Source organism: Glycomyces xiaoerkulensis (assembly GCF_002798405.1).
Lineage (GTDB): Bacteria > Actinomycetota > Actinomycetes > Mycobacteriales > Micromonosporaceae > Glycomyces > Glycomyces xiaoerkulensis.
Window position 1 is genome coordinate 142,002 of record NZ_PGGV01000004.1, and the last position, 12,637, is coordinate 154,638.

Below are 12,637 nucleotides of genomic sequence, written 5' to 3' on the forward strand. Positions count from 1 at the left end.
CCTTCCGGTTCACCGGTCGTCGCGGTCCGGTGGCGGTTCTCCGGACGGTTCGGAGCGGGCACGGCCGGTCTCGTAGGCCCACATGGCGGCCTCGACCCGGTTGCGGAGGTCCAGTTTGGTCAGGATGCCGCCGATGTGGGTCTTGACGGTGCCGAGTGAAAGGTACAGCCGCCTGCCGATCTCGAGGTTCGTCAGGCCGACGGCCAGCAGCGCGAGTACGTCTTCTTCGCGGTCGGTCAGCGGCTCGACCGGCTCGCGCACGCGCCGGGCCGGGCGCGAGAACTCCTCCAGCAGCCGGAGCGTGACCCGGGGTGAGATGAGGGCGTCGCCGTTGGCGGCGGCGCGTACTCCTTCGCCGATCAGTCGCGGGCCGGCGTCCTTGAGCAGGAATCCTTTGGCGCCTGCGCGAAGCGCGCCGTGCACGTATTCGTCGAGGTCGAAGGTCGTGATGACGACGACCGCGACCGGATCGACGACGTGCGGGCCCGCGAGCAGCGAGGTCGCCTCGATACCGTCGAGTCGGGGCATCCTGATGTCCAGCAGGGCGACGTCGGGCCGGAGCCTCCGCACCAGTTCGACCGCCTCCATGCCGTCGGCGGCCTCGCCGACGACTTCGAGGTCGGGTTGCGTCTCGAGCAGCATGCGCAGACCCGTGCGCACGTGCTCCTGGTCGTCGGCGACGACGACGCGGATCACGCGGAGTCTCCTATCGGGAGTGTTGCGCGCATCGTCCAACCGCCGCCGGGATCGGGGCCCGCGGTGACCTCCCCGCCGAGCAGCGCCGCGCGTTCCGACATGCCCCGGAGGCCGTGTCCGTCTCCGGCGGCGGGACGGGCGGCAGCACCGTCGTCGTGGACGATGACGCTCGCGGAGTCGGCGTCGACGGTGACGGCGACGTCGATCGAGGTGGCGGCGCGCGCATGGCGGCGCGCGTTCGTGACCCCTTCCTGCGCAATCCGGTACAGGGTCGAGGCGACCGCGGCCGACGGCGCCACCGGGGCGTCGAGGCTGACGGTCACCGGCGGCGGACCGAGACCGGCGAGGCCCGCCAGCTCGGCGAGGCCTGCGGAGGGGGCGTAGTCGGCGGGCGCGCGAAGGGCCTGCACGAGCGCGCGCATGTCGGCGAGCACCGCCTGCGCCTCGTCCTCGATGACGCCGAGCGACTCGGCCACGCGGGTCGTGTCCCGCGGATCGGCGGCCGCCACCTGAGCGCGGATGACGATGGCCGAGGCATGGTGCGCCACGGTGTCGTGCAGGTCACGGGCGAGGGCTTCGCGCTCGGATGCGCGGACGGCCTCGATCTCCCGCATGCGCGACTCGACCCGGGCCCGCCGCAGCGCCCCGATCAGGCACACGCTGCCCACGAGCGCGATCCCTGCGACGACTCCGGTGAACCCCTCGCTTCCGAGCACGAGCGAGAGCGCCAGGCCCGTCGCGAGCACCGCGCCTCCCGCGATCCGATCCCGCCCCGAGCCCCAGCGGAACACCGCGTAGGGCACCGCAAGGAGCGCGAGGCTGGTCACCAGCGCGTTCGGCTCGACTCCCCCGACGGTCTGGGCGATCTCGAATGCCGAGGTCGCGAGCGTCATGGCCGCCATGACCGCGAGCGGCCGCGACCGTCGCCACGGCAGTCCCGCGAGGATCGCGAGCGTCAGGACGGTGGTGGCCGTCGGCCAGGGCAGGTCGGACCGGATGGCTCCTTCGAGCACCGCCGCCGCGGACAGCGCGATCACGACCACGGCGTCGCGCGGTCTCGGGCCTTCCGCGCCCGCGGCGGGCGGGCGGTGCCATGCGGCCCCGGCGAACCCTCGCACGCTCGGCATGTTGCTCATACCGCAATCATCGCCGGTCCGCGCCGGCGCGTAGCGGCGCGCCGACGCGCTATCACCCACTCCGCCACGACGATGTTGATGAGCCACCCGGCGTCCATCTGCACGAGGCGCCAGAAGACGTCGGGCTCGCCGAACATCAGCAGGAACGGGACCGAGGTGAGCACCTGGGTGCCCGCGCCCATGGCCAGAGCGTAGGCGCGGAGCATCCACGCCCCGTGGGCAACGGTGTCGCGGCGGGCGATCGCGGCGATCCCCAGCGCGATGAAGGCGAGCATCGATCCGCCGACGATATAGCGCGAGACGGCGAGTGCGCCGCCGTCGACGGCGGGCACCTCGTAGAAAGCGGTCATCCACAACCCGGTCGCGGCGACGATGATCCCGGTCGGGACGAGCAGATACCGGCCTGCGAACCGGTGCCACGCCGTGCGTCGCGAGCGCAGCCGGGGCAGGAACTGGAACGCGCCGACGATCGAGTAGACGAGCGCTCCGACGATGTGCAGGACGACCGGCAGCGGCGCCCGCAGGAATCGGGCGTTGGCGGCCGTCTCCGCGGCTCCGGTGGCGATCTCGCCGATGCGCACTGCTCCGGCGAGCACGGGAACCAGGGCGAGCGCGATGAGTCCGGCCGCTATCGGCCACTGGCGTCCAGAGGAATTCCGAGGGTTGTCCATGCAGGCATCGTGCTCGTCGCGCCTGCTGGGGCGCTTCGGCCATGTGGCCTAACCTCGGTGGCGGGGACTGCGAGGTCCCGGCCGTCCTCGGACCGGGAAATTGGCTTTCGCGCCGGATGCGGAGCTGAGATGGTCGCGCCAAAGTCCTCCGACCGAATGGAACCCTCATGGACACCCGATCGACGGCGATGACGCTCTGGCGGCCCTGCGGACCGGCCGAGCTCGACCTGGTCCGCCGGTCGAACTGGACCGCCTGGCCGCCCCGCCTCCCCGAGCAGCCGATCTTCTACCCGGTGCTGAACGAGGAGTACGCGACCAAGATCGCCCGCGACTGGAACGCGCCCCGTTCCGGCACCGGATACGTCACCCGGTTCCGACTGGAGCGGCCCTTCGCCGACCGCTATGCCGTCCACCGGGTCGGCGGCGGCACCATCCTCGAACTGTGGGTCCCGGCCGAGGAGCTCGACGAGTTCAACGGCCACATCGTCGGCCCTATCGAGGTCACCGCCGAGTACCGCGCCGAGTCCTCGGCGGCGACGCGCTGACGGCGGGTCAGCCCGGCGGCGTGCGTGCGAGCCGCCGGGCGCGGAGCGCGGTGAACATCGGTTTCCGGGACGGCGATTCGGCCAGGCCGTTGTGGAGGACCGCGGTGATCGCGACTGACGCAGCGTCGTCGTCGGCCGCGGCGACCCCGGCGGTGACCAGGTCCAGGAGCTCATCGGCCGCCGCCGCCACGAGTTCGGGATCGGCCCGCTTGGCGGCGCGGGAGAATCCGAACGCGAGGTCTTTGTCCCGGGTGACGTTGCGGGCCGCGCAGGTGTGCAGCCGTCTCCGGAACCCGGTGTTCTCGATCCAGGAGTCGACCAGATGCACGAGCGTCCCGGTCGGCTCGTCCCACAGCAGTTCACTCTCGAGCAGGGCCGACAGCGCGGGTAGCCGCCGCGCTTGAGGGTGCTGGGATTCAAGGACGGCCGTGGCGTCGTTCTCGGAGAGATAGCGGTAGGTCATGCTCAACGGTAACCGGCCGGGGCGGCGCTGTTACGGCGCCCGGAGCCGGAATACCGCCTCGAACCGCGGGAGGCGGTGGATCTCAGCCTCGCCGCGGCCGTAGGTTCCGGACTCATGTACGAAGTTCGGGGCGGAGGCGGCCCACCGGTGAACTATCCCGAGGTCGGGCGCAGCGCCTCCGGGACGCTGCCGAGCGGCTACCGCCACCTCCGCGAGTCCGCCGTGATCACCTCCCCGCTCGCCGAAGCGGCCGATTTCCTCCTGGGCTGGCATCTGCACCGGGCGATGGGCCTCAAGCCTCGGGCGGACGCCGCGCGGGCGGAGCCGGGGGCGGCGGTGACGCTGCACTTCGCCGGGCTCGCCGCTCCCTGCCGCGTCGTGTGGGCGGTACGGAACCCGCAGCGGGCTGGGTTCGCCTACGGCTCGACCGACGGGCACCCCGAATGCGGCGAGGCCTGCTTCATGCTCGAGCGGATCGACGACCGGCGCACTCGGTTCTCCGTCACCTCCTTCAGCAGGCCGGGCCGGTGGTACACGCGCCTCGGCGCTCCAGTGGCCCGAGTTCTCCAGGCCAGGGCCACCAGGCATTTCGTGGACCGGATGGCGTTGCGGTTTCAGGTTGGAACGGACGCGGCGGCCTCCTAAGTGGTCGAGAGGAGCGCGAGTAGCTGGTCGGTGTGGCCGGGGATCTCGGATTCGGCCATACCGGTGATCAGGTCGCGCAGCCGGACGGGCTGGTCCAGCATGACCGCCCCTCCCGATAGCAGCCGGGCCGGAACCGTGGTGTCGAGCTCGGACTCGCTCAGGGCGGGCCCACCGAGTGCGCAGAGGGCTTCGCCTTGGACGGCGACGCGCTCGCGGAGCGCGGCGGAGGAGCCGGTGAGCTCGATCAGGCGGTCGATGGTCCAGGTGTCGCCGGCGATGCGGTTGTCGTAGGTGGCGTTCGCCCCCGCGGCGATCGCCGAGGCCGTCGTGACGGTGGTGGCGGTGACGAGGGAGACGTGGGCCAGGATCTGGTCGGCGTTCCACTCGCCGGGTGGTGCGGTGCCGCCGCCGGCTTCTTCGACGGTGGCGGCGGCGTCCAGCAGGGCGCGGTAGGCGTCCTGGAGCCGGGTGGTGTCCATTGCGGTCCTTTCTCAGGCGTTGTGTTCGGGCACGTCCCACGGAGCCTGGGGAAGTGCCTTGCCGGTCTCCAAAAGCGATTTGAGGTTCGCCAGCACTGCCGGCCACCCCTTCGAGATCCCGCCCAGCATCTCGGCGTTGGGCAGGCGATCGTGGGTCACCGTCAGGCGCACTATGTCCTCGTGCGGCTCGACCAGGAAGGTCACCCTCGACGGCTCCCGATCGGAGTCGGGGCTGTCTTCGAAGGTGATGACCAGCTTGGTCGGGGGCTCGGCTTCGAGGACCCGGCCGGTAACGTCGACCTTGCCCGAGCCGTCGACGCGGCGGTGCTCCCAGGTCGAGCCGGGCTGCCAGTCGGAGACGTTGGCGTGCCCCCAGTACTGGGCGGTCAGGTCGGCGTCGGTGAGCGCCTTCCAGACCTGGTCGGGGTCGGCGTGGATGTAGGTGACGTAGACGTAGTCCGGTATGGATTCGGTGGTCATGGCGTGCTCCTCTGCTCGGTGCTTGATGACGCTGATGGTTCGCAGTCTCGGTGCGTCGAACTCCGAGATCCAGCGCTGGTCGATCTGGTGGATCGGGGTCGGGTCGAGGTAATGGAGCCGTTCGCGGCCTCGCCGCACGACGTTGACCAGACCGGCCCGTACCAGCAGGTCGAGGTGCTGCGTGGCCGACTGCCGGGCCATGTCGAGCTGCTCGCACAGCTCGCGCAGCGTCTGACCGTTCCGCTCCCGCAGGCGGTCGAGGAGCAGCCGCCTGGTGGGGTCGGCCAGCGCCTTGAAGACCGCGTTCGTCGGATCGGGTTCGGATCTCACCCCGACATTATGCAGGTAATTGCCTGCCTTTTCAAGCGGTCTGCGGGAACGGATGGTTTTCGCAGGTCAGGCGGGGGACTGCCGCGCACGGGGTGGACGCGGCGGCGTGCGCAGCGGCGCCGCTATCGCGGCAGGAGCGGCCGCACCGAGCCGCGGACCACCAGGTGGGTGCCGAGGACGGTGTGCGGTGGCGGGCCGCCCTGCTTCGCGTGCTCCACCGCGAGCCGCACCGCGGTGCGTCCGAGCTCCTCGTGCGGCTGGTAGACGGTGGTCAGGTCGATGTCCATCGCCGGCGGCAGGTCGTCGAAGCCCACCATCGACACGTCCTCGGGGATGCGCAGCCCGTGCTCGAGCAGTGCCCGCCGGGCTCCGGCGGCGATCTGGTCGTTGCAGGCGAACAGGGCGGTGAAGTTCCGCTCCTCCGAGGCCAGCCGCTCCTTCATCATCCGGTAGCCCTCGTACCGCTCGAAGGTGCCCTCGACCTCCAGGTCCGGGTCGTGGGGCACGCCGTGCGCGGCCAGGGCGTCGCGGTAGCCCGCGATGCGGGCCTCGGCGGTGGTGTAGCCGGGGCGGTTGCCGAGGAAGAGGATCCGCTTGTGGCCGGCCGAGAGCAGGTGGCTGGTGGCCGCGAACGCGCCGCCGGTGTAGTCGCACTCCACCACCACCGCGGGCGCGTCGGGGCCCAACGGCGGCCGACCGCACAGCACCAGTCGCGAACCGATGCCCGCCAGCGCGTGCGCGTACTTGCTCATCCTGGCGCGGTAGGCCTCGTCGGGAGCGACGTTGCCGACCAGGATCACCGCTTCGGGGTGCTGCTCGCGCATGAACTTCACCATGTCGAGTTCGCGTTCGGCGTCGCCGCCGGTGGTGCCGATCTGGCACAGCCAGCCGGCCTCGGCGGCCTGCGTCTGGACGCCCTGGGCCACGTGCGCGTAGTGCGGTGAGATCACCGAGTTGACGATGATGGCGATGCTCTTGCGGGGGGTGCCGGCGAGGGCCCGGGCGTGGACGTTGGCGACGTAGTCGAGCTCCTTCACCGCCTGCATGACGCGGGAGCGGGTGTTCGGTGAGGCCGGATACGTGCCGGTCAGGATCCGGGAGACGGTGGCAACGGACACGCCCGCCCGTTCGGCCACCTCGCGGATGGTGGATTGACGCGCTCCGTCCCCGGACTTGTTCGCCTTCCGCGCCAACCTATCCACCCAATGTAAAACTGCCTAATAACGTTTACGGAAATCATGATTCCCGGTCGCCGCGGGCGTGTCAAGTCAGGGGCGGCGGGTGCGACGGCCGTTGCGGCGCCCGCCCTCGGTGGTCGGCCTTCGGCGCCTGCTTCCGCTGCCGGGCCGGAGTCCGGCCCGGCAGCGGAAGCAGGCGCCGGCACGGGGACTTCGCGCTACTGCTCGGCGCTGAACAGCGTTTCGGCCTCGCCGAAGTACAGCTCAGCGGCCTCGGCCGGGGTGTACTCCTCGAACCGGACCTGCTCGAAGTACTGGGCGAATTTGGCTTCGACGGCGCCCGCGGCGGCCGGTGGGGGCGGCGGGGCGTCGATCATGTGCTCGGAGACGCTGTCCTCGTAGTCGAGGATCTGCTGGGAGTGCTCGTCGACCTCGATGTTCTCCAGTCCCGCGTTGGTGGCCGGGATGCCGCGGTTGGTGCCGAGGATCGCGATGGCCTCCGGATCATTGAGCAGGAAGTCGATCAGCTTGCCGGCTTCCTCCGGGTGCTCCGAGTTGGCCGCGATGACGAACTGCATCGACGGTTTGAAGTAGATGCCGAGGTTGTCCGGGTCGACCGTGGGCGGGGCCGCGAGCGCCAGTTCGCCGCCGATCTCGGACACCGTCGGCGCCAGGCCGGTGAGTATGTTGTCCCAGCGGATCATCGAGGCGACCGCGCCTTCGGTCATCCCGTCGTCCCACTCGGCCGAGGTGCTCGGCGGGGGCAGCGCTCCGGACTCCAGGAGCGGCACGGTCATGTTCCACCACTCCACGAGCTGCTCCTGGGTGAAGCCGAGCCCGGAACCGTCCTCGGCGTAGAAGCGGCTGCCCTGCTGGAGCAGCCACATCTCCAGGAAGATGTAGGAGAGGGTCCAGTCTTCTCCGCCCCACGTGCCCTCTCCGAGGGCGTCGGTCAGGTTCGTGATGATCCGCCCGTAGTCGTCCCAGGAGTAACCCGGCTCGGGCACCCGGACGTCGTGTTCGGCGAACAGGTCGGCACGGTAGACCAGGCCGTTGGTGTTGGCCCCGACGGGCACGGCGAGCAGTTCACCGTCGACTTTGCCGGTCTCCAGCAGGCTCCCGCGGAAGTCGGAGGTGTCCACCAGGCCGTCGAGGGGAGTGAGCATTCCGCTGCCGCCGAACTGCCGCAGCCGCGGGTAGTCCATCTGGAAGACGTCGGGCAGGTCCTGGGAGGCGCTGCGGGTCGTCAGCCCCTCCCAGTAGGGCGGATAGTCGGCGAAGTTGGGCTGGACGGTGATGCCCTCGTTCTTCTGCTCGAACAGGTCGATCGCCTGCTGCGTGATATCGGCGCGGTTCTCGTCGCCCCACCACTCGAAACCGATCTCGACCGGGTCGTCGGCGGTGCCGGAGGGGCCGTCGTCGCCGCAGGCGGAGGAGGCACCCAGTGCGGCGGCCGCCGAGGCGCCGGTGAGCACCGTACGCCGCCTGGCGCGGGCTTGGTTGCGGATCATCGTCGATCTTCTCCTTTTTCGTGAGGGGTCCCGCTCGCGCGGGCTTTCAAGGTCTCGACAGGCCCGGTCGGGGGCGGCGATTCCGTCGGTCGAGCGGTGTCGTGCTGCGGGGTTCGCGGCACCGCCTCTTGCGCGACCACCTTGAACCGCGTCCCGGTGGCCCGAACGCCGGCACCGCCTTCGCGGAGCTCATGCGGTCGCCTGCATTTGGGTACTTAAATCGTTTTAACAATCGATTTCGACACGATAGAACGCGCTTTCCAGCAGTGTCAAGACCCGCCCCCGCACCTTTTCGGCGGCTGGGCTTCGATTCACCTGTGCCCCTTCACCTGCCGGGCGCGAACGCGGTCACTCGCGTCCTACGAACACCCGGGCCCGGTACAGGTGCCGTCCCGGCGCGAGCACGCCCTCGAGAACCGGAAGCACCGTGGCCGGCCAGTAGACGTGCGTGCCGGGCATCGGCGTGACGACCGCGGCGTCGCGGTTCCCTCCGGTGTCGACGATCTCGCTGCGCATCCCCTGGGAGGTCACCGCGGCCCGGCCCTCGGCGACGTCGTCGACGTGTCCGACGCCGGGGACGCACCAGCCGCCTTCGCCGCTGTACAGGGCGCGCTCGGTGTCGATCACATGGACTCGGGCGTGCCAGCCGTCGACCGCCGCCTCCACCGAGGTGGTGACGGTGACGTCCTCCCACGGCCGCCAGGTGACGGTGAGGACGCCGTCCTCGTCGATGTTCCCCTCCTCGGAGTCCTCCCGGCCGCGCCAATGACGTCCGTCCTCTGAGAACACCAGCGCCCCGTCGGGCGCGGCCGATTCCAGACCGGGCCCCGCCATCGCACGCGAGAAGCCGGCGAGCGTCGAGTAGGCGAACTTCCCGTAGGTGTCCTGGCCGCCGCGCATCTTCGGTCGCCAGGCCTGCCCGTTGAGCCGGGTCACGTTGCCGCCGCGGTCCCGGACGTGGACCGCGCGCGCGGCCCGGTGCGGCTCGACCCCCGGCCCCGGCACCGCGGGTTCGGCCGTCCAGAACGCGTGATCGGCTCCGGCCGGCAGCCCCACGAAGACCTTCGAGGCCCACCAGGGCGATCCGGCGGTCAGGTACTGCTCGACCAGCGCGTCGTTCGGGTAGCGGTAACCGATGGTCAGGCGCCCTTCGGGGTCGAGTATCGGCTGGTCCCACCACCAAGCCAGGTGCCGGCGAGCGAACCCGGCGGCCTCGGACCAGGGGACGGCTTCGACGTCGGCCGCGGCCAGTGCGCCCCACAGTGAACCCTGCGCGAAGCGGTAGCCGAGGCTGCGACCGTAGGGGACGGCGGCGCCGTCGGCGGCGAACCAGGATCGGAACCGGCGGGCGAATTCGGCGGCGGGTTCGACGAAGCGGCCGTCGCCGCTCAGGCGGTAGTGGAGCAGCGCGTACGTGTGGAACGCGAACGGGTTGTAGTAGTCGACGCGGCCTCCGGGGCCGTCTTCGAACGCGCCCTCGCCGAGGACGAACGCGCCGATGCGCCGGAGGTGCGCGTCCGCGACCGCCGGATCGTGTTCGACGCCGACGCGTTCGAGGCCGTGCCCGGCGAACACCGGGAAGTAGTGCCAGTTCGAGTCGACCACGCCGGTGGCGTAGGCCGAACCGAGCCAGGCGGCGATCCTGTCCTTGGCCTTCGGAGGCAGGGGGTCCCAGAGGCGGTCGGGCACGAGCGCCAGGGCCCAGCCGACGGCGGCCGCTTCGACGCAGCGCTGATTCGCGTCGTGCAGGTCGCCGACGTACCAGGCGTCCTCCGGGTCGAGCGCCCGGGCGATGGTCTCGGCCAGGACGGCCCAGAGTTCGCCGGGCACCCGGTCCCCGGCGGGCGCCAGGCCCCACAGTGGGCGTGTGAGGAGTTCGAACCAGTTCTCGGTGTGCGAGTGGTTCGACATGGTCACCGGCATCGAGCCGGGGCCCTTGGCGGCCAGGTCGACCGCTGGTTTTCCGATCTCCACGGCGGCGGCGGCCCATCCGTCGTGAGTCTGATCGAGTGGTCCGAAGCAGTGCCGGGGAGAAGTCACGCTGCGAAACGCTACCAATGCGGCCCCGGCATGGCAATCCCTTGCCAAGCGGGGTTCCGCCCGTCAGAGCCCCTGGGACGGGCGGAACCCCTGTTCGAGTGCCGGCGCTCATCGCGTCGGCATCGGGTCGCGCCGGCTTCCGCCGGTCAGTAGGTGATGCCGGGCCGGGGCGGGGCGTTCATCCCCCAGCCGAGGAAGTAGTCGACATGGTGGGACTGCATGTAGCCCTTGACGGTCATGTCGTTGCGGTAGGCCGGGTTGTGCGCCAGCGTGTACAACCGGTGGTCGGAGGGCCGATCGGTGGTGAACACGAGCAGCTCGTCCGAGGCGCCGTTGGGCATGATGACCTCCTCGCGCCAGTCGCCGTGAACGTCGGCGATGAGGGCCGGCTGGCCCCGCGGCCCGGTCGCCGCCCCGTAGTTCCAAGTCGACTCCAGCCGCGGCAGACTGTTGGTCGGGGCCGGGTTGTTCCAGTCCCACTCCTCGATCTTGCCGTCGTTGAACAACTCGGCGCCCAGATCGCCGTCCCACCACAGCCCCATCTGCGGCCACGGCTGCAGACTGGTGTCGGACTCGGTCAACTGGTCGGTCGGGGCGTTGTACAACCCGTCGAACGCCCAGGTCTCCATGCCGTCGAAGCGCGGGTCGACGTCGGCGGCCATGCCCCGGCCCACATCGGCACCGGACCCGTAGTGCTCCCAGATCATCTGGCCGGTGGCCGCATCGTAGTAGTACTCATGCAGCCCCGACGGGTTTCGCTGCTGCACCCCGTAGCCCTCCAGGCCCGGCCGGTTCGGGTCGATGTCGGCGATGTGGAACCGGTCGCCGTGCACCAGCCCCTGATCACCCATGGAGTACTTCAGCGACCCGTCGCCCTCGAGTACGAACCCGATCTCGGCGAACTCATCAGCCCCGTCACCGTCGACATCCAGGCAGCGGCTGTTGTGTCCATCGGGCAGATTCTGATTCCCGCGCAGGAACTTCCACTCCATATCGATATTCGACCCGTCGAAGCTCCAAGCGGTCACCATCAGGTTGAACCCGCCCGAGCCGATGCGGTTCTTCATGTACGCCACCAGATTCGCCTCGACCCCGTCGAGGTGGCAGGCGGCGAAGCGGGCGTACATGGGGCCGTCCGATACATAGTCGGTCGGTACCATCGCCGCGTCCCGCATCGCTCCGGTCGCCCCGTCCAGGATCGCGATGAACTGCTCGGTGTCATTGGTGTGGTTGAACGTCTGCCCGTCGCCGAAGGTGACCCCGTTGGCGATGCGGACGGCCACCTCGGAGCGGCCGTCGCCGTCGAAGTCGTAGACGGTCACCCCGTCGTTGTGGCCGACGTCGATGGTGGACGAGCCGCCCTCGATGTTGTTCTGATCGGTGCTGTTGTGGCCCAGGTCGACTTCCCACAGGAACCGACCGGTGCTGGAGTAGGCCTCGATCGACTGCGGGGAGGTCTGCCGGTCGACCACGTAGTCGTATTCGCCGTCGCCGGTCAGGTCGCCGACCCACACGAACTGGATCGTGCCGCCGCCGCGAATCGGGACCCGCACCACCGGTTCATCGGCCGGATCGGCGTCCAACGTGAACGCCTCGCTCGGGTCCTGCTCGGCACCGTCGACCACCGGGGCCACCCGGTACCGGTTCGACTGCGACAGATCGACCGAGTCGTCGAGGTAGTTGGTGCCCCCGGTCAACGGGCTCCCGTTGAGCCGGTCCCACGAACCGCCGCCGGTCGAGCGGTAGACGTTGAATCCGACCCCGTCGGGGTCCAGGCCCAGCAGCCGCCACGACACCAGGACGTCGCCGCCGTCTCGCACGGCCACCACGCCGCGTCCCAGGTCCTCCATCGGACGCGACCCCTCCTGCGGCGGGTTGTCGTCGTCATCATCGTCGTCGCCGCCGACCTCGACCAACCGCCACTGCTGGTTGTCGCCTCCGGTGTCGTCGTACTGCGAGATGCGGCCTCCGTCGGCAGTGGACCACTCCCAGACGTCGAGGGCCTTGCCGCTGCGGCGGTTGACGAACTTGACGTAGCCGCTGTCGGTGTCGATGACCTCGAATTGCTGGTTGGTGCCGCCGTTGTCGGTCCACTGCACGATGTCGGCGCCGTTCTCCGTCGACAGCTCGTAGACGTCGATGACCTTGCCGCTGTGCCGGGCCTGGATCCGGTAGTAGCCGTCGCCGGAATCGAGGAACCGGAACTGCTGGTTGGTAGCGTCGTTGTCGGCCCATTGCACGATGCCGGCGCCGTTGTCGGTGGAGGCCTGGTCGACGTCGAGGACCTTACCGCTGTGCCGGGAAACGATCTGGTACCAGGCGCTCGTATCGACGTCGGCCGCGTTCGCCGTCGAGGCGCTCACTACGAAGGCCGTCGCGGCGGCCATGAGACCGATAACGGCCGCGACGACCGGCAGTCTCGTAAACGTTTTCATTGTTGCTCCATGTTTTGTCCGTTGTGCC

Annotated in this window: 12 protein-coding genes; 2 read left to right on the forward strand and 10 right to left on the reverse strand. The window is 70.0% G+C overall.

Going from position 1 to position 12,637, the window contains the following annotated elements:
* Positions 1-9: 9 nt before the first annotated feature.
* Genes CUT39_RS01560 through CUT39_RS01570 form a run of 3 tightly spaced genes read right to left on the reverse strand, consistent with a single transcriptional unit; the run spans position 10 to position 2,503 of the window.
* Positions 10-696, reverse strand: a complete 687-nt coding sequence (locus tag CUT39_RS01560; protein WP_157930423.1) for a response regulator — start codon at positions 694-696, stop codon at positions 10-12.
* Entirely contained in the window at positions 693-1,832 is a 1,140-nt protein-coding gene (locus CUT39_RS01565; RefSeq protein ID WP_100444184.1) for a sensor histidine kinase, read from the reverse strand. Before CUT39_RS01565 ends, CUT39_RS01560 begins: the two co-directional genes overlap by 4 nt.
* Entirely contained in the window at positions 1,829-2,503 is a 675-nt protein-coding gene (locus CUT39_RS01570; RefSeq protein WP_100444185.1) for a DUF2306 domain-containing protein, read from the reverse strand. The genes CUT39_RS01565 and CUT39_RS01570 overlap by 4 nt, the downstream gene beginning before the upstream one ends.
* A gap of 167 nt (positions 2,504-2,670) precedes the next feature.
* Between CUT39_RS01570 and CUT39_RS01575 the strand changes: the two genes are divergently transcribed.
* Positions 2,671-3,048: an ADP-ribosylation/crystallin J1 gene (locus tag CUT39_RS01575; RefSeq protein WP_100444186.1), complete on the forward strand. Its 378-nt coding sequence runs from the start codon at positions 2,671-2,673 to the stop codon at positions 3,046-3,048.
* Positions 3,049-3,055: 7 nt separating this feature from the next.
* Here CUT39_RS01575 and CUT39_RS01580 read toward each other — a convergent pair whose 3' ends face one another.
* On the reverse strand, positions 3,056-3,511 hold the full coding sequence (locus tag CUT39_RS01580; RefSeq protein ID WP_100444187.1) for a hypothetical protein: 456 nt from the start codon (positions 3,509-3,511) through the stop codon (positions 3,056-3,058).
* Between the two features lie 147 nt (positions 3,512-3,658).
* Between CUT39_RS01580 and CUT39_RS01585 the strand changes: the two genes are divergently transcribed.
* A complete protein-coding gene (locus CUT39_RS01585; protein ID WP_198586782.1) occupies positions 3,659-4,156 on the forward strand; it encodes a DUF1990 family protein in 498 nt (165 codons plus the stop codon).
* Here the strand turns inward: CUT39_RS01585 and CUT39_RS01590 are convergent.
* The 6 genes from CUT39_RS01590 to CUT39_RS01615 all read right to left on the reverse strand — a co-directional run bounded on the left by CUT39_RS01590 (position 4,153) and on the right by CUT39_RS01615 (position 12,609).
* Entirely contained in the window at positions 4,153-4,635 is a 483-nt protein-coding gene (locus tag CUT39_RS01590) for a hypothetical protein (protein WP_100444188.1), read from the reverse strand. The genes CUT39_RS01585 and CUT39_RS01590 overlap by 4 nt on opposite strands.
* A gap of 12 nt (positions 4,636-4,647) precedes the next feature.
* Positions 4,648-5,445, reverse strand: a complete 798-nt coding sequence (locus CUT39_RS01595) for an ArsR/SmtB family transcription factor (protein ID WP_198586783.1) — start codon at positions 5,443-5,445, stop codon at positions 4,648-4,650.
* A gap of 122 nt (positions 5,446-5,567) precedes the next feature.
* Positions 5,568-6,581: a LacI family DNA-binding transcriptional regulator gene (locus CUT39_RS01600; protein WP_198586784.1), complete on the reverse strand. Its 1,014-nt coding sequence runs from the start codon at positions 6,579-6,581 to the stop codon at positions 5,568-5,570.
* A gap of 260 nt (positions 6,582-6,841) precedes the next feature.
* Positions 6,842-8,134 carry an ABC transporter substrate-binding protein gene (locus CUT39_RS01605; protein ID WP_100444191.1) on the reverse strand — a complete coding sequence of 431 codons (1,293 nt, stop codon included), beginning with the start codon at positions 8,132-8,134 and terminating at the stop codon, positions 6,842-6,844.
* Positions 8,135-8,482: 348 nt separating this feature from the next.
* Complete coding sequence (locus CUT39_RS01610) at positions 8,483-10,174, reverse strand: DUF2264 domain-containing protein (protein WP_198586785.1); 1,692 nt, start codon at positions 10,172-10,174, stop codon at positions 8,483-8,485.
* 146 nt (positions 10,175-10,320) lie between these two features.
* Positions 10,321-12,609 carry a rhamnogalacturonan lyase family protein gene (locus CUT39_RS01615; RefSeq protein WP_198586786.1) on the reverse strand — a complete coding sequence of 763 codons (2,289 nt, stop codon included), beginning with the start codon at positions 12,607-12,609 and terminating at the stop codon, positions 10,321-10,323.
* Positions 12,610-12,637 lie beyond the last annotated feature (28 nt).